This window comes from Streptomyces sp. NBC_00239 (genome assembly GCF_036194065.1).
GTDB lineage: Bacteria > Actinomycetota > Actinomycetes > Streptomycetales > Streptomycetaceae > Streptomyces.
Genome location: NZ_CP108095.1, coordinates 8,408,517 through 8,435,205, shown reverse-complemented (window position 1 = coordinate 8,435,205; position 26,689 = coordinate 8,408,517). Strand labels below are relative to the sequence as shown.

Annotated in this window: 27 protein-coding genes and 2 pseudogenes; 19 read left to right on the top strand and 10 right to left on the bottom strand. The window is 72.2% G+C overall.

Annotated elements, in window-relative coordinates:
• Nucleotide 1 precedes the first annotated feature (1 nt).
• Nucleotides 2-811 (top strand): methyltransferase domain-containing protein, encoded by an 810-nt coding sequence (locus tag OG764_RS37350; protein ID WP_328972776.1) that lies wholly within the window; start codon nt 2-4, stop codon nt 809-811.
• A gap of 109 nt (nt 812-920) precedes the next feature.
• Entirely contained in the window at nt 921-1,607 is a 687-nt protein-coding gene (locus tag OG764_RS37345; protein WP_328972775.1) for an alpha/beta fold hydrolase, read from the top strand.
• Between the two features lie 81 nt (nt 1,608-1,688).
• On the opposite strand, the gene OG764_RS37340 is transcribed toward OG764_RS37345, so the two are convergent.
• A complete protein-coding gene (locus OG764_RS37340; protein ID WP_328972774.1) occupies nt 1,689-2,183 on the bottom strand; it encodes a phospholipase in 495 nt (164 codons plus the stop codon).
• A gap of 322 nt (nt 2,184-2,505) precedes the next feature.
• Between OG764_RS37340 and OG764_RS37335 the strand changes: the two genes are divergently transcribed.
• The 3 genes from OG764_RS37335 to OG764_RS37325 all read left to right on the top strand — a co-directional run bounded on the left by OG764_RS37335 (nt 2,506) and on the right by OG764_RS37325 (nt 3,725).
• The gene (locus OG764_RS37335; RefSeq protein ID WP_328972773.1) at nt 2,506-2,931 is read left to right on the top strand and encodes a hypothetical protein; all 426 of its coding nucleotides are present in this window, start codon (nt 2,506-2,508) and stop codon (nt 2,929-2,931) included.
• 144 nt (nt 2,932-3,075) lie between these two features.
• Nucleotides 3,076-3,360 carry a sigma factor gene (locus OG764_RS37330; RefSeq protein ID WP_328972772.1) on the top strand — a complete coding sequence of 95 codons (285 nt, stop codon included), beginning with the start codon at nt 3,076-3,078 and terminating at the stop codon, nt 3,358-3,360.
• A 122-nt stretch (nt 3,361-3,482) separates the two neighbouring features.
• Complete coding sequence (locus tag OG764_RS37325; protein WP_328972771.1) at nt 3,483-3,725, top strand: hypothetical protein; 243 nt, start codon at nt 3,483-3,485, stop codon at nt 3,723-3,725.
• Between the two features lie 604 nt (nt 3,726-4,329).
• On the opposite strand, the gene OG764_RS37320 is transcribed toward OG764_RS37325, so the two are convergent.
• Together OG764_RS37320 and OG764_RS37315 are read right to left on the bottom strand one after the other, a co-directional pair.
• Entirely contained in the window at nt 4,330-4,869 is a 540-nt protein-coding gene (locus OG764_RS37320; RefSeq protein WP_328972770.1) for an EF-hand domain-containing protein, read from the bottom strand.
• 279 nt (nt 4,870-5,148) lie between these two features.
• A pseudogene (locus tag OG764_RS37315) lies at nt 5,149-6,328 on the bottom strand (MFS transporter).
• Between the two features lie 242 nt (nt 6,329-6,570).
• Here OG764_RS37315 and OG764_RS37310 point away from each other — a divergent pair.
• The 4 genes from OG764_RS37310 to OG764_RS37295 all read left to right on the top strand — a co-directional run bounded on the left by OG764_RS37310 (nt 6,571) and on the right by OG764_RS37295 (nt 11,687).
• A complete protein-coding gene (locus tag OG764_RS37310) occupies nt 6,571-7,185 on the top strand; it encodes a VOC family protein (protein ID WP_328972769.1) in 615 nt (204 codons plus the stop codon).
• 154 nt (nt 7,186-7,339) lie between these two features.
• The gene (locus OG764_RS37305; protein WP_328972768.1) at nt 7,340-8,062 is read left to right on the top strand and encodes an SAVMC3_10250 family protein; all 723 of its coding nucleotides are present in this window, start codon (nt 7,340-7,342) and stop codon (nt 8,060-8,062) included.
• Between the two features lie 110 nt (nt 8,063-8,172).
• Nucleotides 8,173-10,314: an AIPR family protein gene (locus OG764_RS37300; protein ID WP_328972767.1), complete on the top strand. Its 2,142-nt coding sequence runs from the start codon at nt 8,173-8,175 to the stop codon at nt 10,312-10,314.
• Nucleotides 10,311-11,687, top strand: a complete 1,377-nt coding sequence (locus tag OG764_RS37295) for a serine/threonine-protein kinase (protein WP_328972766.1) — start codon at nt 10,311-10,313, stop codon at nt 11,685-11,687. The genes OG764_RS37300 and OG764_RS37295 overlap by 4 nt, the downstream gene beginning before the upstream one ends.
• A 58-nt stretch (nt 11,688-11,745) precedes the next feature.
• On the opposite strand, the gene OG764_RS37290 is transcribed toward OG764_RS37295, so the two are convergent.
• From OG764_RS37290 to OG764_RS37265, 6 genes are all read right to left on the bottom strand, one after another.
• Entirely contained in the window at nt 11,746-13,533 is a 1,788-nt protein-coding gene (locus OG764_RS37290; protein WP_328972765.1) for a M48 family metalloprotease, read from the bottom strand.
• A 44-nt stretch (nt 13,534-13,577) separates the two neighbouring features.
• Nucleotides 13,578-14,135, bottom strand: coding sequence for a Pycsar system effector family protein (locus OG764_RS37285; RefSeq protein WP_328972764.1), 558 nt, complete (start codon nt 14,133-14,135; stop codon nt 13,578-13,580).
• Nucleotides 14,132-15,418: a PE-PGRS family protein gene (locus OG764_RS37280; protein ID WP_328972763.1), complete on the bottom strand. Its 1,287-nt coding sequence runs from the start codon at nt 15,416-15,418 to the stop codon at nt 14,132-14,134. The genes OG764_RS37285 and OG764_RS37280 overlap by 4 nt, the downstream gene beginning before the upstream one ends.
• 224 nt (nt 15,419-15,642) lie before the next feature.
• Nucleotides 15,643-18,150 carry a hypothetical protein gene (locus OG764_RS37275; protein WP_328972762.1) on the bottom strand — a complete coding sequence of 836 codons (2,508 nt, stop codon included), beginning with the start codon at nt 18,148-18,150 and terminating at the stop codon, nt 15,643-15,645.
• A complete protein-coding gene (locus OG764_RS37270; protein WP_328972761.1) occupies nt 18,147-19,148 on the bottom strand; it encodes a hypothetical protein in 1,002 nt (333 codons plus the stop codon). The genes OG764_RS37275 and OG764_RS37270 overlap by 4 nt, the downstream gene beginning before the upstream one ends.
• Before the next feature lie 267 nt (nt 19,149-19,415).
• A complete protein-coding gene (locus OG764_RS37265; protein WP_328972760.1) occupies nt 19,416-20,138 on the bottom strand; it encodes a Crp/Fnr family transcriptional regulator in 723 nt (240 codons plus the stop codon).
• 185 nt (nt 20,139-20,323) lie between these two features.
• Here OG764_RS37265 and OG764_RS37260 point away from each other — a divergent pair, with 185 nt between their 5' ends.
• The 6 genes and pseudogenes from OG764_RS37260 to OG764_RS37235 all read left to right on the top strand — a co-directional run bounded on the left by OG764_RS37260 (nt 20,324) and on the right by OG764_RS37235 (nt 22,609).
• Entirely contained in the window at nt 20,324-20,527 is a 204-nt protein-coding gene (locus tag OG764_RS37260; protein ID WP_327580050.1) for a helix-turn-helix domain-containing protein, read from the top strand.
• Nucleotides 20,528-20,534: 7 nt separating this feature from the next.
• Nucleotides 20,535-21,014, top strand: coding sequence for a Clp protease N-terminal domain-containing protein (locus OG764_RS37255; protein ID WP_328972759.1), 480 nt, complete (start codon nt 20,535-20,537; stop codon nt 21,012-21,014).
• Nucleotides 21,011-21,511, top strand: coding sequence for a hypothetical protein (locus tag OG764_RS37250; protein WP_328972758.1), 501 nt, complete (start codon nt 21,011-21,013; stop codon nt 21,509-21,511). The genes OG764_RS37255 and OG764_RS37250 overlap by 4 nt, the downstream gene beginning before the upstream one ends.
• A gap of 8 nt (nt 21,512-21,519) precedes the next feature.
• Nucleotides 21,520-21,966: a hypothetical protein gene (locus OG764_RS37245; RefSeq protein WP_328972757.1), complete on the top strand. Its 447-nt coding sequence runs from the start codon at nt 21,520-21,522 to the stop codon at nt 21,964-21,966.
• A gap of 279 nt (nt 21,967-22,245) precedes the next feature.
• Nucleotides 22,246-22,401 (top strand): annotated as a pseudogene (locus OG764_RS37240) (helix-turn-helix domain-containing protein); the annotation flags it as partial.
• Nucleotides 22,373-22,609: a Scr1 family TA system antitoxin-like transcriptional regulator gene (locus OG764_RS37235; protein WP_443056271.1), complete on the top strand. Its 237-nt coding sequence runs from the start codon at nt 22,373-22,375 to the stop codon at nt 22,607-22,609. The pseudogene OG764_RS37240 and the gene OG764_RS37235, both read left to right, overlap by 29 nt.
• Before the next feature lie 832 nt (nt 22,610-23,441).
• Here the strand turns inward: OG764_RS37235 and OG764_RS37230 are convergent.
• Complete coding sequence (locus OG764_RS37230; RefSeq protein WP_328972755.1) at nt 23,442-23,720, bottom strand: chaplin; 279 nt, start codon at nt 23,718-23,720, stop codon at nt 23,442-23,444.
• A 1,022-nt stretch (nt 23,721-24,742) separates the two neighbouring features.
• Between OG764_RS37230 and OG764_RS37225 the strand changes: the two genes are divergently transcribed.
• The 4 genes from OG764_RS37225 (at nt 24,743) to OG764_RS37210 (ending at nt 26,635) form a co-directional block, all read left to right on the top strand.
• Nucleotides 24,743-24,934, top strand: coding sequence for a tyrosine-type recombinase/integrase (locus OG764_RS37225; protein ID WP_328972754.1), 192 nt, complete (start codon nt 24,743-24,745; stop codon nt 24,932-24,934).
• The gene (locus OG764_RS37220; protein ID WP_328972753.1) at nt 24,931-25,260 is read left to right on the top strand and encodes a helix-turn-helix domain-containing protein; all 330 of its coding nucleotides are present in this window, start codon (nt 24,931-24,933) and stop codon (nt 25,258-25,260) included. Before OG764_RS37225 ends, OG764_RS37220 begins: the two co-directional genes overlap by 4 nt.
• A gap of 78 nt (nt 25,261-25,338) precedes the next feature.
• Nucleotides 25,339-25,887, top strand: a complete 549-nt coding sequence (locus OG764_RS37215; RefSeq protein ID WP_328972752.1) for a hypothetical protein — start codon at nt 25,339-25,341, stop codon at nt 25,885-25,887.
• Between the two features lie 10 nt (nt 25,888-25,897).
• Nucleotides 25,898-26,635: a hypothetical protein gene (locus OG764_RS37210; RefSeq protein ID WP_328972751.1), complete on the top strand. Its 738-nt coding sequence runs from the start codon at nt 25,898-25,900 to the stop codon at nt 26,633-26,635.
• Nucleotides 26,636-26,689: the final 54 nt, after the last annotated feature.

Genomic DNA, 26,689 nt, shown 5'->3' with positions numbered 1-26,689 from the left:
CATGAACGATCATGGTTTGGCTCACGGTTTCACTTCGGTGGACACGCAGCCCCGGCCCACCGAGTGGGTTCAGGTCCTGGACCGGCTTAGTGCGGAGCCGTTTTACGCCGCTTACAAGCAGCGGTTGCAAGAGTTTCTGCGTGCCGAGCCCGGCGGGCTGTTCCTCGAGGTCGGAGCGGGTACCGGGGACGCCGCCGCGGCCCTGCGCTCGCGCAGTGGCGTCGAGGTCGTCGCGGTCGACAACTCCTTGACGATGATCGCGCAGGCCCGGGACCGAGGACTGCCGCACGCCGCTGTCGCGGACGGGCACCGGCTGCCGTTCGCAGCGGGTCGGTTCGACGGCGCCTGGGCTGACCGGGTCCTGCAGCACGTCGCTGAACCGGCCCGGGTGCTGGACGAGTTGCTGCGGGTGGTCCGCCCCGGCGGCCGGGTCGCCTTGGCAGACCCGGACTACGACACCCAGGTACTCGACATCGGCGACCAGGAACTCGCCCGCCGGGTGCTGCGCTTCAGGGCTGACGTGGGCCTGCGTAACGGCTCGCTGGCCCACCGGCACGCCGGTTTGCTTGCGGCCCGCGGCCTTCACGACATCATCGTGGAAGCCCAGACTCTGGTCGTGCGCGACCCGTCGGCGGCCGACCATGTCATGGGCCTGCGCTCCTGGGCACACACGGCCGCAGCCCGGGGTCACCTCGACCTCGTGGACGCGGAGCGGTTCGTAGCCCAGTTCGACGATGCCGTGCGCGCAGGTCGCTTTACCTACGCCGTCACGTTCTTTCTCACTGCGGGCACGCTGCCCTTGTCCGACTGATGGCCAGCGGTGAGGTTGGAGTGGTGGGCGATGGCGAACTGCCGAAGCGGTCCGACGTGGCTTCGATCGGAGCCGGAGCTCCTGTTGTGCTGGGGAACGGAGCCATGCGGTGAGTACGTTCGTGTTGATCCACGGCGCCGGTGACGTCGGCTGGTACTGGCATCTGGTCGAACAGGAGCTCCGGGCGCGCGGGCACGACGTGGTGGCTCCGGACCTTCCGGGTGACGACGACTCGCTGACGCTGGACGACTACGCCGACGCCATGGCCGAGGCCGTCGGCGACCGGCGTGATCTCGTGGTCGTGGGCCAGTCGTTCGGCGCGTTCACCGCGCCCCTGGTCACCGTCCGCAGGCCCGTCGAGGAGCTGGTCCTGGTGGCCGGGATGGTGCCTGCGCCCGGCGAATCACCGGACCAGTGGTGGAGCAACACCGGTTACGGCGAGGCCGTACGGAGCCAGGCCCTGCGGGACGGCGGCCTCCCCGGCAGCGCCGACCCCTACGTCGCGTTCTACCACGACGTACCCCGCGAGCTCGCCGAGCAGGCCATCGGCAGGGAACGGGCGCACCCGTCGCAGTCCGCATCGGCCCAGCCGTGGCCGCTCGACGCCTGGCCGCCCGTGCCGACCCGTTTCGTACTGTGCACCGAGGACCGGTTCCTGCCGCCCGGCTTCCTGCGCCGGCTCGTACGGGAACGCCTCGGAGTGGTCCCCGACGAGATCGCCGCGAGCCACTGCGTGGCTCTCAGCCACCCCGCCGGCCTGGCCGACCTCTTGACCGACACGACGGGCAAGGGCTGACACCCTCCCCCGTGCCGTAACAGACCGGTAGGCCTGCCGAATGGCGATTGCCGCCTGCCGGCAGGCCCGCCGTCACGTTCCTCAGCGGGCGGCAGCGGTTCTGGTGTCGGCGGTGCCGTCGACGGCGGGGCTGACGCCGAGGGCCTTGACGGCCTGGTAGTAGGTCCAGGCGGTCGAGTCGCAGGAGGTCTTCTTCAGGCCCGAGTAGGCGCTGCAGACGCGCTTGAGGTCGTTGTAGAACGCGTCGTCGACGTGCGACTTGTTGGAGCTGAAGGTGCCGATGGCCTTGTAGTTGCGGTAGCCGAAGTCGTGGCGGGCGCAAGCCGTCTGGAACGGGAAGCCGAAGGGGTTGTCCGGGGAGCTGGAGCAGTAGTCGGTCGACCAGTCGAATCCGTACGCCGACCAGGCGCCCTTGTTGTTGTTCGCCGACACCCAGGCGTTGTAGCTGGCCGTGGTGGGCTGGGTCCAACTGCTCAGGACCTGCGGCTTGTCGGCGGGAGCGGCGCCGGCCGGGGTGGCGAGGGCGAGGAGTGCGGCGGCAGAGGCGGCCAGGACGGCGGCGAGGCGACGACGCATGGGTCAACTCCCAGGAGAGGGGGGCCGGAACGCTCCGGCGCGGGCTTGCCTCACAGACTGGGAGCGCGAGATATCGCGGCACTATAGCGCCGCTGTATCGGCGGTTACACCTCCGTGTCGAGGCGCGGGTCGGGGCGCCCGTCGGGGCACACCCGGGCGGCCGGGAAGCGGCCCGAGTCCGGGACGGCCCCGCTCGCCGATCGGGTGAGCTCCCCGCCCGCACGGAACAGCACGGCCGTCAGATCCGCCCGGACACGATCAGATAGATGACGCACGGGCCGACCGACGCCCGCGCCCACCACACGAAGGGAACTGACGCACGATGCAGCAGCCAGCAGAGCCGGGAGAGGTCACCCTGTACAGCGGTGCCGACTACCAGGGGGACGGTTGCGCCGTCCCCGCAAACGCCGCGACGTACTCCCTCGAAGCCACCGGTCTCGACAAGATCAGGTCGATCAGGGTCACTCAGCCCACCTGGTCCGGGACGACCCCCGAGGCGGACCCCTACACCCTCGATATCACCCTCTACCTCAGGCACCCCGCCTCCCCCTACGACGAGGACGACCATGACGTCGTGCCCTTCCGGGTCTTCTCCGAATCGACTCCCGACACCGGTGAATGGGCCGAGGCCCGCTTCCTCAGGGTCATGAAGGTCTACGGCGCCGGCGGCGAACCCCCTCGGACGCAGACCGACGCGACCGGCGAGACTGTCCGGGAGATCCACGACAAGCTGCCGCCGCGCTCCTGAATCCCGGCGGGCCACCGGGGAAGAGGGCGCGTTCCGCGAAGACGTTCGAAGGGAGGCGCTCCAGCCGCGCGACATCCCGAGGTCTCACGTAGTCAAGGGGGGTATGCACGGGGATCACAGAACGAGGGAACAGGCGGGGACCGAGTGAAATCAGCACAGGAGGACGCGTACCTGGAGTTCGTGGCAGCGAGAGCGAAGGCCCTCTACCGCTCGGCGTACGCACTCGCCGCCGGCGATACGCACCTCGCGGAGGACCTGGTTCAGGAAACCCTCAGCCGGGTGTACGTGCACTGGCGCCGGGTGGCCGCCGCCGACAGCCCGGCGGCCTACGCCCAGACAGTGCTGGTACGCACGTTCCTCACGCTGCGGCGTCGGAGCAGCACCGGCGAGCGCCCGACCGGGAACATGCCCGACAAGCCGTACGGCTGAAGCTGCCGCTCGCGGACGGAGACGGGCTGAGCTGCGAGCAGACTCCCGCGCGCGCCGAGGGCGACACCTGCGAGCTGAGCGAGCTGCCGAACAGTGCCGCGGTTCCCGGCGGGGCCGTGGTGATGTCCCAGCGCAACGCGGCCGAACAGCCGGCCGGGGCGGGCACCGCGCACCGCTGGACGGTGACGGTGACCATGAAGGCGACCGGCGCCCAGCTCCAGATGGTGCAGTGGAACAGCACCGGCGGCGGCAGCGGCGCCGAGACCCCGAAGCCGACCCGCGCCGCTCCCCCGCTCTCCGAGAAGCAGGCGGTGGCAGTCCTCACCGGCGCCACCTGGACCCCGATCCTCGACGCCGTGGCCTGACCCGCGGTCCGCAGGCAGGCACAGGGGCACGCACACCCGTAGGCCCGTAGACCCGTAGACCATATGCACGCGAACGACTGCCAGGCCGCCCCTCCGGAAGGAAGGACGGCCTGGCGGCGTGCCTTCAAGCCGGCGGGGATCCGGAATCGGTGGCCGGCTTGGTCGGGATGATGTTCCACATCTAGCTGCCCGAGAACCAGCGGGTCTCGCAGTCCCACCAGAACAGCGGGGTGCCGGAGCCCGGCGGGGTGCCGTTGTTGCAGGGAACGGTCAGGCACTGCCGTTGCTCGCCTTGACCCAGAAGTGACCCTTGCCGTCGTACGAAGGCTCTCGGCCCCCCACTGGTGGCTGCTGGGCAGGCTCGACTGGCACGGGCGCTGCGTGACCAGGCCACCGGTCTTGGTGTCGAACTCCGGCCCGCGCACGGTGCAGCGGCCCTTGCACAGGCTGTTGGCGTAGGTCTTGTCGCCGTTGACCAGCCAGATCATCCGGTTGCCGCCCTTGACGGCGTTGTCCTCGTTCTGGTCGATGATCGGGTTCACCAGACCCCGGCCGGGGAAGTCCGTCATCACGATGCCGACGCGGCCGGCACTGCCGACTGCAGCTATCGACCGTGGGTGTCGAGCAGCGGCCGATCCGTCCCGTACGCGGCGGCCATGGGCGAGCTGCCGGTGATGACGAAGTCCCGGATCCCCGCCAGATAGGCGTCCCGGTCCAGCAGTCCGTCGCCATCGGTGTCGAGACCGTCGAAAGCGGCGGCGGCATCGCTTTCGCTGTTTCCGGCCGCGGCGCGCAGGCGGGTGAATTCCGTACGGTCCAGGCGCCCGTCGGCGTCGACGTCGGCGATGTCGAACAGGGAACCCAGAGCACGGCGGCAGGACCGTTCGAACGCGTCGTGCCCGACCCAGGCACGGTACTCCTCGAAGGTGACACGGCCGTCCTGGTCGCCGTCCATGTCCGTGTAGACCGCCTCGTGCGCGGCCCGCGAGGCGACGACGGCCGGATGACCGGCGTCGCGGCCCACGGCCAGCGCCACGCGGTCCACCCGCCCCAGGTATTCCGTCCGGGATACTACTCCGTCACCATCGGCGTCGAGCATGGCGAAGATGCGGTGCTGCGGTGAGTCGGACTCGGAGTGGGACATGCGTGCTTCCTCCAGGCTGCTCTACGGCTCGTGGGCGCCCAAGCTATCCACTCCCGGCAGACCCGCCGCAGGCCTCGTAGGGCTCGCGGCCTCCGGAGTGTCCCAACTTCCGCCGGGCGGGGGCGGGTTGCGTCATTCTTGCTGCTCCGGGGCCGGGGAGAGTCACACGGAAGGGGTACGCCGTGGAGCGGGAGGCGTTGTTCGCGGAGGTGCTGCCCGGGGTACTCGCGGAGGGCGAGATCGCCGACGCGCTGACCGAGGGCGATGCTGGAAATCTGTTCACGGTTCACCGGCGCAGCCTGCCGGCGCCGAAGAGATCGCGCGCACCTCGTTTTCCCCCTCTTGCTCGGCCGTCCGCGTACTCCGGGGAAGCAGGAGCGGGGTGGCCAGGTCGAGCAGTCCCGCCACCGCAAGGGCGGTACGCGGGCCGGTGGCGGCGGCGAGCAGCCCGCCGAGCGCGGTGCACACGGCGATGGCCGCCTGCTGGCCGACCGACCAGGCCGACAGGGTACGGGCGACGAGATGCCCGGGCGTACGTTCGAGCCGGTAGGTGGCGAGCACCGGGGTGAACCACACGGCGGGCCAGCCGGGAGCCGATGAGTCCGCCGAGACAGGGCGCGGCGAAGGCGAGTGCGTACTGCCAGGGCGGGAAGTGGAGCTGGCGCAGGAGGAGCACCGCCAGCAGGGGCTCGGTGGCCATGATCAGACCGGACACGAGCATGTTGTTGAGGTACAGCGCCCGCAGACCGGGATCGCCCATGATGTGCCGCCAGCCGTCGAGCAGTGCGCCCGCCCGCACCGGGCTCTTGCCGGCCGGCTGCCGCGGCGGTTCCTCCCGGCCGCGGATCGCGGCGATGCCCAGCGCGGAGAGCAGGTAGCTCAGCGCGTCGGCCACCACGGTGACCACCGGGCCGAACAGGCCGATCGCCGCCCCGCCCAGCGGTGGCCCGACCACGATGGAGCTCCAGTTCGTGGACTCGAACCGCGCGTTCGCCACGAGCAGGTCGTCCGGCCGTACGAGGGCCTTCGGGTACGCCCCGCTCGCCGCGCCGAACGCGATCTTGGCGGCGGCGACCACGGCCGAGATCACGAGCAGCTGTACGAAGCCGAGCCGGCCGAAGGCGTAGGCCACCGGGATCGCCGCCATGGCCGCGAACCGGGTCAGGTCCATCGCGATCATGACGTGGCGCTTGCGCCGGAACTCCACCCACGGCGCCAGCGGCACCGCGATCAGCGCGCCCACCATGGGCCCCACCGCGGACAGCGTGGACACCTCGGCGGGACGGGCCCCCAGCACCGGCACGGCGATCAGCGGCAGCGCCCCGAACCCCAGGCCGGACCCGTACGCGCTGACCGCGTACGCCGCCCACAGCCAGCCGAACTCCCGGCCCAGCCGCCGCCTGCCCGGCCGCCCCCGGCCCTGCCGACTCCCATTCGGCCGCTCCCCACCACCCGTCATTCTCAGCGCGCCCCCTCGACGTCCCGCCCACCTGCCCGGCCCCACATTGACCAGTGAGAGCTATGCGGGCGGCACCACAGGGGTCAAACCACTCCCCCGCCCGCCCACGGACCGAGCCGAGTCGAGCCGGCCGGGTCGAGCCGCGGGTCTTGTGTTCGGCGATCTTGGTCGGCAGGGTGTCGGACGAGACGGCTTTTACGCCATCGAGGGCTTCGAGGGCTTCGACGGTTTGGGGGGACGGGATGCTGACGGGGATCGTGATCGACGCGCTGGACGTCGCGGACATGGAACGCTTCTGGAAGGACGCGACCCAAGGCCGGACGGGCGGCCTGCGACTGCGCTTCGTACCGGCCGAGCAGCCGAAGCCGGCGCACAAGAACCGCCTCCACCTCGACCTGGCCGGGGGGCCGGGCTGGGAAGCCGAGGTCGCGCGCCTGCTCGCACTCGGTGCGACCCGCGTCGACATCGGCCAGGGGGACGTCCCGTGGGACGTACTGGCCGACCCGGAGGGCAACGAGTTCTGCGTGCTGCGCCCCGGCCACCCCGGCGTACTCGCCGACTCCGGCCTCGTGGCGATCTGCCTCGACGTGTCCGTGGAGGAGCGCGAGGCGCAGGAGGCCTTCTGGTCCGCCCGGGCCGGCTGGCCGACGGCCGAATCCCAGGACTGGGGCTTCCGGCTCCGCCGGACTCCCACCAGCCCGGTCTCGCTCGTGATGGGACCGCCCGCGGCACCGAAGGCGGCACGCAACAGGCTCCGGCTGGAGATCACCCCGTACGGCGCCGGGCAGTCCGGGGAGCCCGGGCAGCCCGGCGAGTTCCTCGACGCCGCCGGCAACGAGTTCCACGTGACGTACTGACGGAACCGACCGGCCGACCAACCGACTGGCTGCCTGACGACTTCACGGCAGGAGCCACCGGTCCGGCGGCGTACAGGATCTCCCGATCGCCCGCTGCCGACGGATTGCCGATGGCAGGATGACCTCGGAGAGAACGGCACCCCGGGGGGCGGAAATGCGCGAGTTCGTATACGTGTCGGACGGCAAGCTGAGCACCTTCCTGCCGGAGCCGCGGCGGTTCTCCCGGCCCGCCGCGATACGCCTGAGCACACCGGTCGGCGGTCTCGACGTGGAGGCGGCCGCGGCCGATGCCGAACGCGCCCGGCTCCAGCGCCTGAAGCGGGTCGACCAGCACCTCAACGACAAGGCCCTGTGGTTCACCGAGCCGAACCTGCGCCCCGGCCAGTGGGTGTGGTTCGAAGCGCCGCTGCACTGCGTGACACCGCGCGGGACCTACCAGCACATGGTCCTCTTCTCCGACCCCGCGCCGGGAGAGGACCCCCAGCACGAGCGCGCCACGGGCTGCCGTCTGCTGATGCACGGCTCCGCCCGCCACCTCCTGGGCCAGGCACCCGTAGACGTCGAAGGGCTGCCGCTGGAGGGGATCGACGGCGGTTCCAGCGTGGGAACCACCTTCCTGACGAGCGCGGGCCGCGTCATGCAGGCCCTGTCACTCGAACACGATCCGGTCGCGGTCGACGTGCCCGCCCCCGCCACCGACCTGCGCGGCGGCGGGGTCAGGGACCTCCTGGCCGCCCTCGACGCGCGCCACGGACAGGTCGGCAGTGCGGCCCGGGTGTACGGGTACGCCAAGGTCACGGCCGACCTGCCGGCCACGGCCGACGCACCCCGGTGCGTCGTGGCCAGCCCGCTGACGGTCGAGTACGCGCACGACTGAGCCAGCGGCCCGAGTACGACGGCGCGCACGAAGGACCCGCACACGAAGGGCCCTCAGCTCAGCGGGACACGGCCCGGCTCGGCGCAGGGCCCGGGAGAACGGAGCATCCGATGAACGAAGACGCCGCCACCGGCATGGTCCCGGGCGAAGTGCGCTTCGTGCGCGACCACCTCAGGCACACCTTCGCGTCCCTCATCGACACCGACGACGTCCCGCACCACATCGACGACGTACGGCAGATGGTGTTCTTCTCCCGCGCCCTGGCCGCCCAGGCCGTGGTCATCCTCACCGGCTGCGGGCCGGAGGAGGCCGCGGCCGCGGTGACGGACGGACCCGGCGACTACGGGATCGACGCCATCGCCTTCTCGCCGAGCGGATCCGACATCTGGTTCATCCAGGCGAAATGGAGCGAATCGGGGCGAGCAGTGCTGACGGAATCCAACGCCCTGCACCTCGTATCGGCGCTCCGGAGCCTGGCCGAACACCGCCTCGACGGCGCCAACGACCGCATCCACCGGCTCCGCAACCGCATCGACGAAGCCCTGAGCTCCCCCCTCTGTACCGTGCACCTGGTCGCGGCACTGGCCGGGGACGGCCGTCTGGCACACCAGGCGGAGCAGCGCCTGGCGCGGGTGGGCGAGGAATTCGGGTTCCGCGACCGCACCCCCGTCCGCGTACACACCCTCGGCCTCGCCGACTTCCACACGGCGGCACGCCTGCGGGCGCGGCCCGTCCCGGTGAACCTCACGGCCACCCTCACCCACGGCTGGTTCAGCACCGACACGCCCTACCAGTCGTACGTCGCGAACGTCGCCGTGGACGAGCCGGCCGCCTGGTACGCGAGCCACGGCGACCGCCTGTTCGCGCCGCAGCAGCGGCGTTCCCGCGCGGACCACAGGGACCGCACCGAATCCGCCGCGGTGGAAGGTCTCATTGCACAGCCCGAGAACTTCTGGTACTTCAACAACGGAATCACCGTGCTGTGCGACTCAGTCGGCACGGAGTTCTTCGCCCGCCGCGCCCAGGGACAACCCGTCCGGCTGACGCTCGCCAACGCCCGCGTCGTCAACGGCGGGCAGACCCTCGCGTCCATCGCCCACGCGATGGAGCGGGACCCCGCCACCGCACGGGACGCCCTCGTCACGCTCCGCGTCATCTGCGTGGGCGGAGCCCCGACCGACTTCACCTCCCGGCTCGCGCACACCACCGCGGACGAACACGAGACGGACCCGCTGGACAAGATCGCCACCGACCCGCGGCAGCAGGCCATCCGCGAGGACTTCGCGCTCTCCCTGAACAAGCAGTACGTGTACCGCAAGGGCGGGACGCCGCCGGCCCCGGAAGTCGGCTGCACGGTGCAGGAGGCGGCCCTGGCCCTGGCCTGCGCCCATCCGGACGTCTCCCTCGCGGCCCGGGCGGCCGGCGATCCCGAGTACCTCTTCCGGGCCGCCCCGTACGGCGCCTACACCCGCCTGTTCGACCGGGCCCGGGCCGGGGAGATCTGGGAAGCCGTCCTCCTCCACCGCCAGATACGCACGGCCCTCGCCGAGCAGGCGCACACCGTGTCCCGCCCGGAAGGCGAGGTGATCGAACACGGTGAACTGCTCCTGAGCCACCTCGTCTTCCAGGCCCTCGGCCCGGACACCAACGAGGAATGGGCGCTCCCCAGAGCCGCGGAGAGCCGCGCCCAGGCCTGGGAGTGGACCGGGATCTGCGTGGGCGTCCTGGCCTCGGCCGTGGCACGGCTGTACGGCCCGACCCTCTTCCTGGCCAGCGTGTTCGCCGACGAACACAAGTGCCGGGAACTCGTCGACACGGCCCTGCCGGAACTCCGGCGGGCCGCCGCCCGCTGGACGGCGGGCCGCCGCGGCCCCACCGCCACGCGCCGGCCCGACAGCGTCGCCCTCCTCGTCGACCACAACCGCATCCCCATCGGCACCCGCCTCCTGTACCGGGCCAGTACCCCCGCCGAGGAACGCGCCATCGGCGAGTGGCTCAGCGAGGACCCCCGCCGCTACCTCGCCACCTGGACCAACGACCGGCGCCACCCCCTGCTCTGGGAGGCCGACCAGCAGACCTACTCCCCCACCGGACTCGTACGGGAGATCTGGCGCCAGGCCCAGTGGGAGGACGCGCCCAGTGCGACCCGCGGCCCCGTCAGCTGGAGCGTGCCCGGTGAAGGGACGCTCGCCGAGATCGCGGACGGGCTCGTTCCGGGGGCCGCGCCCGACGACGGGCGGCCTTCGGCATGAGGACCATCGACGACCGGTACGAGCTGCGCACCATGCTGGGCCAGGGCAGCATGGGGCAGGTGTGGCACGCCTGGGACGGCGAGCTGAAGCGGTCCATAGCCATCAAGGTCATCCGGCCGGACCAGCTCACCGGTCCCCCAGGCCAGCATCTGACGGTGGACGACATCGTCGCCCGGTTCCGCCGGGAGGCCGAGCTGGGCGCCCGGTTCACCCACCCCAACATCCCGGTACTCCTCGACGCGCAGTTCAGGGGCGGCCCGAAGGACTTCTACATGGTCTGGGAACTGGTCCTGGGCCGGGACCTCGGCCAGATACTCCAGAGCGAGCGACGGCTCCCCACGGACCAGGCCCTGTCGGTCGCCCGGCAGACGGCGGAAGTCCTCCACCGGCTGCACGCGGACCCGGTGATCCACCGGGACCTCAAGCCGGCCAACATCATGGTGACCGACGACGGCCGCGTGAAGGTCCTCGACCTCGGGGTGGCGGCGGTCTTCGGGGCCGACCACCCCCGCCTCACCCGGGCCGGGCAACTCCTCGGCACCGTCGCGTACATGGCTCCGGAGCAGTTCGGCGGCACCATCGTGCCGCAGACCGACCTGTACGCCCTCGGGTGCCTGCTCTACGAGATGCTCGCCGGGGAGCCGCCCTTCACCGGCGACGCCGCCACCGTCATGGACGGGCACCACCACCGCAGCCCCCTCCCGCTGAGCGACCTGCGGCCGGAACTGGAGGCGGACGTCGCGGCGCTCGTGATGGACCTGCTGGCCAAGGACCCCGACCACCGTCCGGTGTCGGCCCGCACGGTACTGGACCGGCTGGCACCCCACTGCGAGCCCATCACCGCCACCGCGGCCACGGCGGCAGTCGCCGCTTCTCCGCCGGGCCACGACGCCGACGGTTCCTCCACGGTCACATCAGGGCTGGTGTCGCCGGCACCCTTGCTGCCGGCGGAGATCCGCATCGGCCAGGCCCTCGCCCTCTACGATGCCGGCCACTTCGGACAAGCCCTCCCCCTCTACACGGACCTCGCCGCGGAACTGACGGCCGCCGGAGCCGACCGCGCCACCGAAGCCGGGGACTGCCGCGCCAAGGCCGCGTACTGCCACCTCAGGCTCGGCAACCGGCAGCAGGCGCTCGCCGACTACCAGGCCCTCGCCGACGCCTTCGCGAAGGAGGACCCGGCCGACGCGTTCGTGCTCGACGTACGCTGCCGGCTGGGCATCCTTCAGGCAGCGGCGGGCCGGACGGAAGCCGCCCTCGACACCCTGGCCAACCTCTACCCCCTCCTCGTCACCCGGCTCGGCCGCGACGCGGACCAGACCACGGAAGTACGCACGGCCCTGAACCGCCTCCGCAGCGCACCCCGCGGCTGACCCCCGCGGAGCCGCCGCGGGGCGGTCGCCCACCGATCCCCTCACCGTGCCCCACCCGTCACCGGGGAAGGGGCAGCGGCGCGCGCCGGAGGCGTTGCAGGCGGCCGGCGAAGTCCGTGTGCGCCGTGCGTACGGGCATACGGGACGCGGCTTCGAGGACCGGTACCACGGGCGGGACCGGAGGACCCGGAGGGACTGGAGGGACGTACGTGCCGTACGCGCCGTACGGGGGCTGGGCTTGGGGCGGGCGCGGGTTCGCGTACGGGTTGGGTGTGGCGTACGGGTTCGGGGTGGGGGTCGCGTACGGGTTCGGGGTCGGGGTGGCGTACGGGTTCACGTACGGAGCCGGAGTCGGGTTCTGGTCCGGGGCCGGCTCCGGGGTGGGGAGGGACTGGTGCTCCGCTTCGAGTACGGCTTCCAGCTCAGGCCCGAAGCCGAGCCCGGCGGCATACGCGTCGGCCCGGAACTCCGCCTGCCGTTGCAGCCAGGCCACGAGCAGCGGGCCGAGCGCGAGCGGGACCGTCAGCCACCACATGGACTCCATGAAGGTGAGCGCGAACACCATGTAGCCGAGCACGAGGGTGAGGCAGCCGCCGCAGGCCATGACCCCGGGCCGGTCGGACCGCAGCAGCCGGAGCAGTCCGAGGAGGGTCAGACGCCATGCCGTCCGGGCGGGCAGCGCGTACCAGTCGGCGAGCATGCCGGCCCAGGTGTGGCCGCCGACGTGGTGGCCGAGCTCGTGCGCGAGGACCGCGGCCAGCCGGGAGTTGGGCAACCGCTCCATGGCGTGCCGGGTGACGCCGACGATGTGGCCCGCGGCGGCCGTGGCGTTGAGTTCGGCACGCTCCTGGACCCACAGCTGGTAGGTGCCGGGAGTGACCCCGGCACGCCGGGTCACCTCGCTCCACACCGCGTCGAGGCGTTGCGCTTCGGCGGGCGTGGGCTCGCGCATGCCGAGCATGCGCCGGGCGATGACCGCCTCGACCTTCCGCTGGAACACCAGCGGGCCGGACAGCACCCACAGCACCGCCGCGACCGGTCCGGCGAGGGGGTTGAAGAGGGAGAAGACGATGAAGACCACACCGAGGCTGACGAGCGCCGTCGGAAAGGCCGCGACCATCTGCCAGAGCGCGGCCCTGTCCATGCCGCGCTGCTGGGATTTGAGGTGGCGGCGGCCGGTGAGCAGAGCGAGGTCGTCCTGACCTTCGACCCCGTCGAGCCCGTCATGACCCTGACCCTGCTCAGGGCCGGAGTCCGGGCCGTTGCTGACTTCTGCGGCGGGGGCCGCGTCCGGCAGCCGGGTGCCGCCTCCCGGGCCGTCGATCCACTCGTCCGAGGATTCCGGCTCCCCCGCTCCCCCGCCCAGCTCCTGACGTACGGGCCCCCCGTCGCCCGGGTAGACGGGCGGCGCCTCGTAGTAGAGGCCGGGTGCCGGATCCTCGGGGTACGAAGGCGCCTCCTCACCGGGGTAGGGCGGCGCCTCCTCACCGGGGTAGGCGGGGGCAGGGTCGTCAGGGTAGGAGGGGGCTAACCCGTCGGGGCGAGGCGGCGCCTCTTCCTCCTCACCCGGATACGGAGGCGCCTTCTCACCCGGGTAGGCGGGTGCCGAGATCTCGGGGTACGCCGGTGCCTCCTCGCCCGGGTAAGCGGGTGCTGGTCCGTCGGGGTAGGGCGGGGGCGCCTCGCCCGGGTACGGCGGTGCTTCCTCGCCCGGGTACGGAGGAGGCGCCTCGCCCGGGTACGGCGGTGCTTCCTCGCCCGGGTACGGAGGGGGCGCCTCGCCCGGGTAGGCGGGTGCTGATGGGTCGGGGGTGGCCTCGGGCCAGTGCGAGTGCGGGTCGGGCATGACGGTACGTCTCCTGGGTCGTGGTGATACGTGTCGGCTGCCGGTCAGCCGACGAGAAGGGCGCCCGGCAGCAGCATCACCGACGCGGTGAAGCCTGCGATGCCGGCCCTCAGCCACCCGTACTTGCCGGCGACGATCCGGCTGTTCTCCGTGAGCGCCAGCAGTACGGCGGCCGCCCGGGCGCGCTCGGTGTCGCGCAGGGCCTCCGCCAGCGCCGCCTGCCCCAGGCGGGCGGCGCTGTGGATGTCGGCGAAGTGGGTGAGCGGCAGGCCCGGGCGCCAACTGCGGCTCCGGTAGCGGGGGATGACCGCCATCAGCAGCGAGATCAAAGAGAGCAGGAAGCACGCCGTGCCGGTCCACCAGATCACCCGGCCGAGCGCCGAGAGCGATTCCGGCTGCCAGCCCCGTACGGTGAGGACGCCGACGAGCGCGGCCGCCGCCATTCCCTGGGCGGCCACCAGCACCGAGCCCTTGGTGTCCGCGCGGGCGGCCTCCAGCCGCAGATCCGCGAGGAGCCGCTCCGCGGTGGCGGGTACGAGGTCCGGCGGCGGGGCCGCGACGGCCGCACCGGCCGCGGCTTCCGGTGTCCCGGCGGCGGTCATCGGCCGGCGGGCGGTGCGGGGTAGCCGAACAGGGGACCTTCTTCCGGCCGGACCGGCGGGACCGGCGCGTCCTGATGTCCCTCCGAACCCGTCTTCCCCTGCGCCGAGTCCAGGCGAGCATCGGAGGCGGGAGCCGGCGCGGGAACCCCGTACCGGCCTGTTCCCTCCCCCTCCCCCGGGCCCGGGTGCGCGTCGGCCGGACCCTCGGCGGCGGCCAGCGCCTGCTGCGGCACCTGCGGAGTCACCGGCGCGGGGGCCAGCTTGGCCGTGAGGACCTCCCTGATCACGTTCGCCGCCAGCCTGCGCGGCTCGTCCAGCTGGTGTTCCTCCAGACCGCCCGGACCGCCGCCGAGAGCCTGCATCGCCACCTGGAGCTGGTTGTTCATGGCGCGCAGCTGGTCCTCCCGGAGGTTCTCCATGATCAGCCGGGTGTCCTCGGGGCGCCGGGCCAGCTGGAAGGCCATGGCGGACGGGCCGCCGCGCTCCAGGTAGTAGGCGTAGTAGGCGATCTTCCGGGCCTCGATCTCCTGGAGTTCCAGCTCCTGACCGGCGCGGACCAGCTCCCGCTCGTGGCCGAGGTTCTGGTTCTGCAGGTCCAGCCGGTGCTGCTGCGCGCTCTGCGCGAGCGCCCGTTCCTGCGCCAGCTCGTCCTCCCGCATGAGCAGCGCGTGCCGCGGGTCGAGCTTCTGGCGGGCGTACTCGATCGCGCGCAGCTCGCGCGCGTGCTCGAGGGCGGCCTCGTCCCGGCGGATCTGGATGCCGCACCGTACGTGCAGCCCGGCCTCCGCGCCCAGCGGCCCGGCCGCGGCGAGGGCCCGCTGGGCCTCCCGTTCCGCGGCCGCGCTGTCCTCCATGGCGTGGCCGCGCAGCACCGGCCGTACGAGGCCGTCGACGAGGCGCTGCACCATCGCGGGCACGTTGCGCTCGCCGCTCGCGACGAAGTCGGCCGGGGCGGCAACCTGCCAGCTGCAGTTCAGCGACACCTCGAAGAGGAACGCGTCGTCGCTGCTGGGCAGCGCGAGCACGCCCTCGGCCTCGTGCAGGCCCATGTCCACCTCGTACACGCTGGTCCAGCGCCGGGTGGCCAGCTCCGTGCGGCTCGGGCGGTTCGGCGGCAGGTACGTGTCACGGTCGCCGTGCGCGGTGGTGAAGACCAGGGCGTAGTCGATGCGGGTGGTGCGCAGCGGCTTGAAGCGGGACAGCTCCTGGATGGTGACGACCGGGTCGACGAGCTGCGAGTGACGGTTCGCGTCCTGCTGCCACTGGTGCGACGGGCTCATCATCGTGCGTTTTCTCCTTGGGACGGTCGGGGCGGCGGTGGGCCGCTGTGGAGATCACCGGCTGCGGGGTAGGGCAGGTGCTGGGCGTGGTCGGGCGGAGGCGGGAGCGGGGGCGGGCGGGCCGGGGCCGTGGTTCCGTGCCCGGGTTTACGGCCCCGGCCATGCGGTCACCGTTCCGGCTGCATGGCTACGGCCCCGGCTGTGCGGTTACGGTCCCGGCCGCGCGGTTACGCGCTCGGCCCGGGTGGGGCGGTGGCGGCCGGCTGTGGCGGGGAGAGGACGGCGAGCAGCCGCTGTGCCACGGGCGCCGGCGGCGGGCCGGCCTGGGCTGCCTGGTCGGCGTGGGCGGCCTGGGCGGCCGCGCTGGCCGGGGCGCCCGGGGCGGCCGGATCCCGTACGTTCTCCAGCAGGTAGCGCAGCCGCCTGCCGTCCTCGGCGGACACCGCGAGCAGCGGCAGGAGCTCGGCGAGGGCGCGTTCGGCACCGGGGTCGCGGCCCGAGCACCGCACCCAGTGGCGCAGGGTCGCCAGTCCCGAGGGCGAGGCCACCGGATCGGTCAGCACGCTGCGCCACAGCACGGCCAGCGACTGCCGGAGCAGTGCGCCGGGGGTGCCGGGAGTGGCCTCGGCCCGGCCGAACAGGTCGAGCAGCAGCGGCCGGCCGGTGACCCCGTCACCGTCCGTCGGGCCGCCGGCGTGGACGACCGTACGCATCACGAACTCGCGTGTCGCGCCGCCGCGGGCCAGGGGTACGAGCGAGGGCCACAGCTCGGCCGCCGCTCCCCCGGCCTGCCGGCCGCTCGCGTCCTGTCCGGCGGCGAGCAGCAGCGTGGCCGCGGACTGGGCGAGAAGGTTGAGCTCGTCGCGGGCGCCGCCCCGGCCGGCCCCGTCGCCGCCGTCTCCCCGGCCGCCCGCGTCTCCGCCGCCACCGCCACCACCGGCGGCGCCCGCGCCGCCGCGTACCGCGGCCGTGAGCGCCTCCATGGCCTCCGCGGGGAAAGCCTCGCCCACCAGCGCGTAGGCCCGTACGGCGGTCCAGCGCAGGCGGTGGTCGGCGGCCGTGCACCACTCCCGCAGGATGCGCGGTACGTGGGGGGCGCCGAAGCCGTGCGCGAGGGCGAGCGCGTTGGCCGCGGCCAGCCGGGACCGGAAGCGGGTGTCGGAGGCCCAGGGCCGGATCAGCAGCGCCATGGCGGATGGCAGGTCCGCCTGTGCCAGGACCGCGGCGGTGGAGGCGGCCCGGGTGCGTACGACCGGCCGGGGATCGGCCGCCAGCCTGCGCAGCCAGCCCACCAGCGCGGGCCGGGCGGAGGGGTGTCCGGTCCAGACCTCGCGGAGCAGGGTGACGGCGGTGACGGGGTCCCGGAACTGCACCATCGTCTGGAGGACCGGACCCCACTCCGACTCCTCGGCCTCCTGGTACCGGTCCGCCCGGGCGTTCTCGACGCGCTGGGTGCTGGAGGTGCCGAACACCGGGATGCGGGCCGGTTCCTCGGGGTTCTCGGTGTGCTGCAAGAGGCCGAAGAGGATGTCGCTCAGCTCGGCGGTGAGCGGGTAGGGCGCCTGGTCGAAGGTGGCGAGGGCGATCAGGAACGCCTTGTCGTGCAGGCTCTGCCCGGTGCCGTCGAACCATTCGCGTACCTGGCGTTCCGCCGCGTAGTGGCCGAAGGCCGCCAGGTCGGCCAGCGGTACGGTGCCCTGGGCGTGGGCGGCGATCTGGTCGGCGAGGCGGGCCAGTTCGGCCACCGGGCGCCGGTGCCCGAGCACCGACTGCACCTCGGGGAGGGCGAGGAGTTCACCGGCGTCGCGCCCGGCCAGGTCCTTGTGTCGGAGGTGGCCGCGGATGAGTGCCGCGGGCTCGGGCGGCTGCCAGGGGATGTGTCCGATGCCCTCATGGACGACGGGGTGCGGCCCGACCACGATGACGAGGTGTCCGCCGGACGCTTGCAGCTTCTCGGTCAGCGAGCGTAAGTGGTGTTCGCGCAGGGGCCGTTCGGCGTCGGCGGGGAAATCCGCGAGCAGGTGGCCGCAGCCGTCGCGGAGCTCCCCTGCCAGACGTCCCGGGGGCAGGGCCGGGTCCAGTGCCCGGTAGCTCGACGCGCCCGCCGCGCGCAGGAGGACGAGTGCGGCGGTGCGACGGCCGGTGGCCGCGGGCCCGGACAGCACGGCCACGCGGTGCTTGCGCAGCCCGGCGAGCGCCAGGTCGAAGGGGCTTCCGGGCTCCCACTCCGGGCCTGCGGTGCCGCCTTGGCCCGGGGCGGGGGTGGCGGTGGGCCCCGGGTGGGTGTCGGCATCCGCATCCGCATCCGCGCACGTCGGGTAGACGAAATGGGCCGCCAGCACGTCGACCTCGGCTGCCGGAATCTCTCCGGACCGCTCCTCGCTGTCGCCACCGAGGTGGTACTCGACCTTGCTGCCGCCGAGGATCACGTCACCCGTGACCTGTCCCCCGCTGACGCCGTGCTGGTCACCGCCGACGAGCGAGCCGCCCAGCTGCGCGGACCGGCCCAGCATGATGTTGGGGCTGTGCCGGAACAGGTCCCGGCGGGAGTTCCAGGCGTGCTCGGTCTCGGCCTCCGCCTCGGAGGGATCGTCGGGGACCGCGTCGGCCTGGGAGCCGGACCCCGGCGGCGGCGCGGCGGGCCCGGGTGCGGGCTCGGCCGCGGGATCCCGCGCCACCTGGCCGGGCATGACCGCCTGCGCCTCCGATTCGGCCTGCTGTCCGGGTACGTTCACTGTCGGCCCCCGTCCACGGCAGTCGCGTCCGCGACTCCGGCCGTCATGTCCACGGGCGTGGCGGTCGCGGGCGTAGGGGTCGCGGCCACGGACGACGCCGGGCCGGTCTTCGTAACGGAGCCGCCGAGTACGAGGTCCCCGGCTACCTGCCCGCCGCTGACCCCGTGCAGGTCGCCGCCCACCAGCGAGCCGTGGACCACCGGCGCGCCGCCGTGGAAGTGGAAGACGGCGCCGGTGGCGACGGGCGTCGGCGGCTGGGGGGCCACCGGCTGCTGCGCCACGGGCTGAGGAGCGGCCTGCTGGGGAGCAACCGGCTCGGGGGCGACCGACCGGGGAGTAACCGGCTGGGGAGCAACCGGCTGGGGGCCGGGCTGCCGCACGGCGGGCGGTTCCTGCGGTCCGGGCGCCGCCGGCGCAGCCTCCCCGTACAGCCACGCGGACAGCACCCCGTCCTTGACGGGGACGTCGACGTTCCGGAAGAGCTCCGGGCGGATCCCGTGGTGGGCATGGCGGACCACTCCCTCGTACACCGGCGTGCTCACCGCCAGGACGCTGTGGGCTTCGGTCCGCGCGGCGAGCGCCTCGCGCAGGACGTCCGAGTCCAGCAGCCGGAACGCCTGGTTGAGGTCGTGGCCGACCAGCCCGCCGGTGGTACCGGCCTGCGGGTCGTCCGCGACCTCACCGGCGGACAGCACCATCCGCAGGCGCATTTGCGCGCTGTCGGAGGCGAGCCGGTTGTGGTCGTGGAGGAGTTCCGGCATCACCGTGAAGAGGGAGCGGAGCACCGCGGTCTTGGCCACGTCCCCGCTGATGAGCACGATCAGGCCGTCACCGCGGTCCTCCCGGTACTGCTGGGTGGCCTCCAGTCCGGCCGCGCGGAGAGTCCGGTCGACCGCCGTGTTGAGAGAGCGCCGGAGTGCGGCTTGGACGACATCGTCGCGTCGGCTGAAACGCTCGATGTCGAGGAGCAGGATGGTCCGGTTGACCGGCTCGCGCATGGCTGCCTTCCGCTGGTGGCGTAGGTCCGGGAAGACCCTCTTGACACTCAAAAGGTGTCAGCAGAACGGAGTTTGAGGCGACGGAACCTAGCACACTCACTGTGTGACCACGTACACACAACGGCCGCCGCCGGACCCTTCCGGCCGCGCCGCGCGGGGTCACGCGGGAGTATTTGCCGGGCACGTGCGGGACGTGTGCGGGGCATGTGGGGCACACAGGAAGAACCGCGCCGGGATCACGCGGGAATCAGGCGGGGACCACGCAGGTCACCCGTCCGACTCGCGCACCATCTTTCGCAGTACATCAGGGCGTACCACCACCAGGCCGCGCCGGCCGGTGCGTACGACGCCCCGCTCCCGCAGTCCCTTCAGCAGCCGGGCGACCGCCTCGCGGGAGGCGCCGACGGAGCCGGCCAGTTCGCTCTGCGTCAGCGCAGGCGTCAGCGGCACACCGTCCTCGGGGTCGCCCTGAAGGTTGCCCCGGGGATCGCCCGGAGAGCCCTCCTCACGGGGCCCGCGGGTCAGCTCCAGCAGGAGCCGGGCGAGGCGCTCCTGCACGCTCAGCGCCGCGTACTGCACCCGGCGCCGGTCACCGGCGCGCATCCGGTCGGCGGTGAGAGCCATCAACTTCCGTGCGAGGTCGGGCCGTTCGATGAGCAGCCTGCGGAACACCTCCGCTTCGACGGCCAGGGCCTCGACCTGGGACAGCGCGGTCACCGTCGCACCCCGGGGCCGCCCGCTGAGCACGGCGCCCTCTCCGACGAGGTCGCCGGCCCCGCGGAGCGCGAGCAGCGCCTCGTAGCCGTTCGCGGCAGCGGAGGTCACCTTGGTCCAGCCGGTGAGGAGTACGAGTACGTGGGCCGTGGGCTCGTGCTCGCGCAGCAGGACCTGGCGTACGGGGAAGGCCAGGCGGGTCCCGTTCTCGAAGAGCACCTGCCGGTCCTCGGCCTCCAGCCGCACCACGAAGGGGACCTGGTCCTCGAACTCCATCCGCTGCCTTCTCCCCCTCGCCGGCCGGACTGAACGCGAAACCCCGCGAGACTAGCGCACCCCGCCCGGCGGCACCGGACACCCCGGGAATCCGTCGCCCGTACGGGAATCGGCGCAGAGCCGGGTCAGCATCGGGGGTGTCAGTCTAGGTTGACAAAGGAGGGGCGTCAGTCCAGGCTGACAGCATGGAAGCAGGAGATCTCTCAGAACGCCTCAGGTCGCACGACCCAGCGGTGGGTTTGCGGGCGGTGGGCGCCCTGCACCGGCTGGCCGAGCAGGTCGAAGCGGCCGCGGTAGCACGCGCCAGGGAGCAGGGATGGTCCTGGGAACAGATCGGAGACGCCCTCGGCGTCTCCCGACAGTCCGTCCACGCCAAGTACGGGAAGTGAGACGACCATGTTCGAGCGATTCACGGCAGGCGCCCGCGCGTCGGTCACCGCAGCATTGGAAGAAGCCCGGCTGCGCGGCGATCGCCGCCTCGGCACCGAGCACCTCCTGCTGGGAGTGCTCCACGAACCCGCCCCGGCACGAGCCCTCGGAGCGGACCTGGAGACCGCACGCGCCGCTCTCGACGCGCTCGACCGGTCCGCACTGGCAGCGGTCGGCGTCGACATCGAGGGGATCGACCGGCTGCCGACTCCCGCCTCGCGCAAGCGCACCCCCTTCACCTCCGGCGCTCGCGCCGTCCTCCCCCGCGCCCTGGTCGAGCTGAGGAAGACCGGCGGTCGGCGGATCACATCCGAGCACCTCCTGCTGGCACTGCTGGCGTGCGAGAGGCCGGACCCCGCCGCGGAACTCATGGCCCAGCTCGGCATCGACCGTGCGGCCGCACGCTCCGCGGTGGTGCCGGGTGGGGACCCGGGGGCGGGCCAGTGATCGAGGTCAGCCGGCAGGGCGCGTTCAGCGTGAACAGCGTCGGTCTGAAGCGCCTGCCGTTCCCGTTGAGCTTCAGCGTCCGCGAGACCGAAGGCGCGTGGCGGGTAGCCGCAGGCGCGGCCAGGGCGGGCGAGCTGGCTGACCTGCTCGTGGCCGCGGCGAACGGCACGGTCGCGGTGGTGTCGCTGGAGAGCAACGCCTACGTCGACGAGGACTGGCAGCCGCTCCGGCCCTCGCTGGTCGCGGCCGAGCTCGGCGTACCGTGCACGGTCCACCCCCTCGGGTCCTGGGCGTCTGGTACGTACGCACTCGGGGAGGAGTTCCTGGTGTTGGACCGGGACCTCTTGCCCCGGCTCCTCGACGGCACCTGGTCGCCGTACGAACTCACTCTGGTCGACGTGCCCGCCAGCGCGTCCATGGATGTGACCGCCAACGGGCCCGCCGACGTGTCCATTGATGTGCCCCCCCCAACCCGCCGACCTGCCCGCCGCACCTGACCGCCGACGTGACCCCGGAGCAGCTCGACGAGCTCGCGCTCGTGCTCGGCACGACGGGCGCCGGCGAGCCGGTCCTGAGCGGCCTGAAGGACTCCCGGGTCTGGTTCGCAGGTCATGACGACTGCTACGCGCTGCTGGAAACCCGCGCCCCCGACCTGCCGGCCGCAGTCCTGGCGCGGCTGCTGGCCCTGATGGCCGGCGGCGCGCTCGCCAATCTCAGCGAGAAGCCCTCGTCGCACGTTCCCGAGCCCGGGGCATGGCTGCCCGAGCAGCTGATCGCCACCGCACCCCACTGGATCGGAGCACTGGGCGAAGTCACCGAGGACCAGGTGACGATCAGGCTGGCCGCGCTGCCGGAGCCGTGGCAGCTGGACGTTCCGTTCCCGCAGCAGGCCGACCTCACGGCAACACTCGACGTACGCCACGGCACCTGGCGGATCACACCCGGGGAATGACTGGGGCTGGGGCTGGGGCTGGGGCTGGGGCTGGGGCTGGGGCTGAGCCCGCCGGCTGGCCCCTTCCAGCCTGAGCACCACCCGTCACAGCATCAAATGTCGCCGCGGACCACGGCGTGCAGGTGCGCCCCGGTGACACCCACCCAGGTGCAGCTGGTCCACACACCGGCCTCGTTCCACGCGGCCAGACGCCGCCAGCAGGTCATCCCGGAGCCGAAGCCCAGCTCCTGCGCCGTGGCTGGCAGTCAGTCCCGCGCCGGAGGTACACCGCCCGCGGCGGTGAACGGAAACCCAACCGTCAGACGACTCCGGCTGGGCGCGGAGCTGCGCCGGGTCCGCCTGGCCTGTGGCCTGACCAGTACGCAGGTGGCTGAACGCCTGTTGATCTCCCAGCCCAAGATCGGCCATTTGGAGAACGGCCGCCGCGCCATCACGCCCCTTCCCAGACGCCCCTGGGGCGGGGACGGTGTACCTGGAACGATTCACCAGCGACCTCTACCTGGAGAAACGATCCGACGTGCAGCACAGCACCATGTACGACCACCTCCAGGCCCAGGCTCTGAACCCGGAGCACACCCGCCACTTCCTCACCCGCGCCGCCGACGAGCTACCGGCCGCCGCATCGCTGCCCGGCCGGCCGTGACCACCGCAGCCGCAGGTCACTGGGTGGCGTACAGCCGCTCGCGCAGGTACAGCAGGGCGGCGGTGTCCGCGACGGCGGCCAGATCGGCCAACAAGATGCGGATAGCGGCGTCGTCGCCCTCGCGGACCGCCCGCACGATCTCCTCAACCGTCTCGCGTACGGACGGATCTATGCCTGCCGGACCGGCCGGGGCCCAACCAAGGCCGGCCGCTCCGGCAGGCTCGCCCGGCCCGGCGCACCGGGGAGCCTGGCACTGCCGTCATGTCATCCCCTGACCGACCGCCCCCGCCGCGAGTCACTGCCCACACGACAGGCCGGCGAACCCGCACGCTCGCGTGCACCGGTAGCCCCGCCGGCGCGGAGAGCGCGGTGCCCGATGCTGACGCGGGAGAGGGATCCCCGGGGCGGCTTCTCGTGGGAGTGGTGGTGTCAGCCTCGGGCGTCAACGCCGACCCTCGCGTTCACACGGGATGCCGAATCCTGTGGTTGTGCTGCGGCGTGCTGGCCGCCCGCGGCTATGGTCGGGCGCAGTCCGTGCCGATAAGGCGTGCGCGGGCGAGGCCCGGTGACCAGAGCGCTCTGGCGGCAGTAGCACCGGGCCGCCCCACCACCCACCGCGACCGAGATCCGGTCGCGCGGACCGGGAGGAGCGGAACCCGCTCCCCGTGGCCTGGCTCGGCTGGCTGGCTGGCCCCCCTCATGAGAACGGCCTCCCCTTGGAGGATGAGGGGGAGGCCGATCTGTACAGGGCTACGCTGCGGCTGGTTCAGATGACGGCGCTGGATGTGCCGCGCGACGAGCGCGCCGGGTCCAGGACTTGGTGCTGTCAGTACTAGCCGTGGTGGTCGGCCTTGTGGTGCCCGTCCGAGCCGCCGTCGTTGATGCAGGTGTTGCCGAAGGCGGGGTTGAGGAGGCCGACGATGTTGACGGTGTTGCCGCAGAGGTTGACAGGGATGTGGATGGGCACCTGGACGACGTTGCCGGACAGGACACCCGGGGAGCCGATGGCAGCGCCCTCTGCCGTGGCGTCGGCGGCGGCCATGCCGGTCCCGCCTGCCAGGACAGCACCAGCGGCGACGGTAACAGCTACAGCCTTGGCGAAACGGAACATCAAGATCTCCTTGAACTCACTCTGCCGCGGGGAGCCACGGCACGGACGACGTCCCCCACAACGGCCGAGCCGCCCGCCCGTCACGGATGATGAGCCAAACCGGTGAGCTCGAGAAACGTCCGCTCAGCCTGACCCGGGCCGCGACCGCCCGAGCCGGCATCCGCGCCGCCACCGCCCTGCGGCCCTGGCTCCGCGGGCAGGGCGTCGACTCGCGCGATGCACCCACGGCCGGGCATCCATCCCGTCCAGTCCGGACCTCCGCCCTGATGGGACTCTCCACTCAACCGCATCAGCCTCCAGGAGCTGCGAACTCTCCTTCCCGCGAAGGGACAGAAGCACGACTCGGCCGTCCCGCCCACGGCTCGGCGAGGTGTTCACCCACGTTCAGAACGCTCGTCTGTGCGACATCCCGTGAGTTCCCCTGAGCCCCGCCGAGTCCTTGTCCCCGTGGTCAGGGTGTTCTATCTCCTTGGGGTGTTCTTCGAGCTGGTGACGTAACTTCAGGATTCTCGAAGCGTTCTCACTTTGTCCGGTTGATCTGCGATCGGGGTGAAGGGGAGGAGGCTCCGGTTGGCGCTGGCGGCCGTACGCGACCTGCGCGGGTTCCGTGGTCCGGTCTCGGCGGAGGAGTTGGAGCAGTTCGAAACCGACGTGCTCGCCGGGTTCGTTCTCGCGCGGGCCTCGGCGGGCCTGGCGGACGGCACCCTCCGCGGGGACGTCGGGCACCTGGAGCAGATGCGGGCCTGGTTCGGCCGACCGCTGTGGGATATGGAGCCGACTGACGCCGACGGGTACTTCGGGAAGGTGCTGCGGGGTTCGCCGAGTGGCACCCGGCTGGCTCGCGCGCAGGCACTGACCACGTACTTCCTGTTCCTGGAGCTGCGGCACAAGGTCGAGATCCACCGGATGACCGGGAGGGTCGTCGAGTGCCCGATCGACGAGATGAACCGGCCGCGGGGGGCCAAGGACGCGGCGCGGCGAGGACTCATCTGCCTGGCTGGGACGACACGCTCACGCCGCACGTGCTGCGGCACTTCTGCGCGTCCGAGCTCCACCTCGGTGGTCTTGATCTGCTCGGGATCCAGGAGGTCCTCGGTCACTCCTGGATCGCCACCACGATGCGGTACATCCACGTCCAGCAGACCCGGGTCGAGGACGCCTGGGTGTCCGGGCAGCAGCGGGCTGCGAAGCGGCTGGAAGGACCGATGGGATGAAGTGGAACCTGCGGCTGACCGCCGCCAACAAAGGCGTCTGGAAGGCGTCCGAACTCCAGCGGAGCCTGGCCGAACACGGCTTGGTGATCTCGGCCGGGAAAATGTCCGGTCTGTGGTCCGGCCAGCCGGTCTCCCTGAAACTGGAGGACCTGGACGTGATCTGTGTCGTGCTCGGCTGTGAGGTCGGCGATCTGCTGATTCCCGAGCCCGGGAAGGTCCGGCTCCCAGGTCAGCAGGCTGGCGTCCAGGAGGCCACGACTGGCTCGGTGGTGGTCCCGGCCGTCGTGCCCAAGCGCCGCGACGGCCGTTCCCTGCCGCCGATGTGACCTGGTCACCATCACCATGGGGAAAATCAGCGAGAACAAGCCGGCGGCTTCCTGCTCAGGCTGTTCGCCTGGGGGCAGTTGCCCGGCCGGTTCTGCCGCGGCTGCTACACCTACGGCCGGCAACACGCCGTCGGCGAATGCGTCGGCTGCCGGCGGCAGGTCCCGGTCGATGACAAGTACGGCTGCTGCCGTCTCTGCCGGGCTCAGGCGACCTGGGCGATCAAGGCAAGCGGCAAGGCTTCGGTGATCGAGCCGTACCTACGGCGGGTGACCCGCCAGCAGTTGTTCTTCGCGAACCTCGAGCGGCCCGAGAACGGCGGGCCGCGAGTCGGCAAGGCCGGACGGCGCGTGATGAAGCCAACGCCGTTTCCCGACCCGCCTCGCGTGACCACGACAGCAACGCAACTGACGCTGTTCACTGCCACTCGGGACTTCCGCCGGTTCGACCGGGAACTCCACGCCGACCTGGCCAATCCCTGGCCGGTCCGGGCCCAGCAGGCCGCCCGAGCGCTGGGAGAGGCGGCCCGCGGCTGGAGCCGCTCGATCACCAGCGACGTGAACCGAGCACTGGTGTGGCCCGCGGTCCGAGCCTCGCTCCCGGCATACGGCATGGGCCTACCTGGGTGAGCCCCAGCCGGTGCTGCTGGAGTGGTCCAGCCGCTACGACCACCTGCGAGAGGTCACCCGGGAGGACATCATCGCCGCCCGGGACGCTGTCACCGGCAAACAGCGCGAAAGCCGGATCGTCGCGCTGCGGTCGCTGTTCCGGCACGGGAAGAAGAACGGCCAGATCTTCCGCAACCCCACAATCCGCGTCCTTGTCCCCCGGCAGACCGGCGGCGTCCTCCAGGTCCTGGTCCAGGCGGACATCGACGAGGCCATCGCCACCGCCACCACCCCAGACATCGGGCTCATCATCGCCTTGGCCGCCGTCCACGCGGCACGGCCGGAGATGATCCGCACCATGCAGCTGGACGACGTCGACCTGGGCAACCGGCGCATCACCGTCGGCAGCCACGTCCGCCCACGCGACGAGCTCACCCGCCGTGCCGTCCTGGCCTGGCTCGACCACCGCCGCAGCCTCCGGTCGAACACGGCCAACCCCCACCTGCTGATCACCCAGAAGACCACAGTCGAACGGCCCGACCGGCAAGCTCTGGACCACCCGGGCCACCCGCAACCTCACCGCCACCCTCGAACGGCTCCGCGTCGACCGCCAGCTCGAAGAGGCCCTCACCCACGGTGCCGACCCGCTCCACCTCGCCCTCGTTTTCGGCATCGACGAGAAGACCGCCATCCGCTACGCGGACTCAGCACGGCGGCTTCTCCGGACCGACCCGACCGACCTCGAAACCGGTCCAGCGTGACTGTGTAACCGAAGGTGGGAGTCGTTCGACGTGGCTACGGGGGTCACCCTCTCACCATGTTG

What these genes read in the sequence shown, in the direction of transcription:
- OG764_RS37350 (WP_328972776.1), top strand. Translation starts at nt 2, where the DNA reads ATGAACGATCATGGTTTGGCTCACGGTTTCACTTCGGTGGACACGCAG.
- OG764_RS37340 (WP_328972774.1), bottom strand. Translation starts at nt 2,183, where the DNA reads ATGCGTCGTCGCCTCGCCGCCGTCCTGGCCGCCTCTGCCGCCGCACTC.
- OG764_RS37335 (WP_328972773.1), top strand. Translation starts at nt 2,506, where the DNA reads ATGCAGCAGCCAGCAGAGCCGGGAGAGGTCACCCTGTACAGCGGTGCC.
- OG764_RS37325 (WP_328972771.1), top strand. Translation starts at nt 3,483, where the DNA reads ATGTCCCAGCGCAACGCGGCCGAACAGCCGGCCGGGGCGGGCACCGCG.
- OG764_RS37320 (WP_328972770.1), bottom strand. Translation starts at nt 4,869, where the DNA reads ATGTCCCACTCCGAGTCCGACTCACCGCAGCACCGCATCTTCGCCATG.
- OG764_RS37310 (WP_328972769.1), top strand. Translation starts at nt 6,571, where the DNA reads ATGCTGACGGGGATCGTGATCGACGCGCTGGACGTCGCGGACATGGAA.
- OG764_RS37305 (WP_328972768.1), top strand. Translation starts at nt 7,340, where the DNA reads ATGCGCGAGTTCGTATACGTGTCGGACGGCAAGCTGAGCACCTTCCTG.
- OG764_RS37300 (WP_328972767.1), top strand. Translation starts at nt 8,173, where the DNA reads ATGAACGAAGACGCCGCCACCGGCATGGTCCCGGGCGAAGTGCGCTTC.
- OG764_RS37295 (WP_328972766.1), top strand. Translation starts at nt 10,311, where the DNA reads ATGAGGACCATCGACGACCGGTACGAGCTGCGCACCATGCTGGGCCAG.
- OG764_RS37290 (WP_328972765.1), bottom strand. Translation starts at nt 13,533, where the DNA reads ATGCCCGACCCGCACTCGCACTGGCCCGAGGCCACCCCCGACCCATCA.
- OG764_RS37285 (WP_328972764.1), bottom strand. Translation starts at nt 14,135, where the DNA reads ATGACCGCCGCCGGGACACCGGAAGCCGCGGCCGGTGCGGCCGTCGCG.
- OG764_RS37280 (WP_328972763.1), bottom strand. Translation starts at nt 15,418, where the DNA reads ATGATGAGCCCGTCGCACCAGTGGCAGCAGGACGCGAACCGTCACTCG.
- OG764_RS37270 (WP_328972761.1), bottom strand. Translation starts at nt 19,148, where the DNA reads ATGCGCGAGCCGGTCAACCGGACCATCCTGCTCCTCGACATCGAGCGT.
- OG764_RS37265 (WP_328972760.1), bottom strand. Translation starts at nt 20,138, where the DNA reads ATGGAGTTCGAGGACCAGGTCCCCTTCGTGGTGCGGCTGGAGGCCGAG.
- OG764_RS37260 (WP_327580050.1), top strand. Translation starts at nt 20,324, where the DNA reads ATGGAAGCAGGAGATCTCTCAGAACGCCTCAGGTCGCACGACCCAGCG.
- OG764_RS37255 (WP_328972759.1), top strand. Translation starts at nt 20,535, where the DNA reads ATGTTCGAGCGATTCACGGCAGGCGCCCGCGCGTCGGTCACCGCAGCA.
- OG764_RS37230 (WP_328972755.1), bottom strand. Translation starts at nt 23,720, where the DNA reads ATGTTCCGTTTCGCCAAGGCTGTAGCTGTTACCGTCGCCGCTGGTGCT.
- OG764_RS37220 (WP_328972753.1), top strand. Translation starts at nt 24,931, where the DNA reads ATGAAGTGGAACCTGCGGCTGACCGCCGCCAACAAAGGCGTCTGGAAG.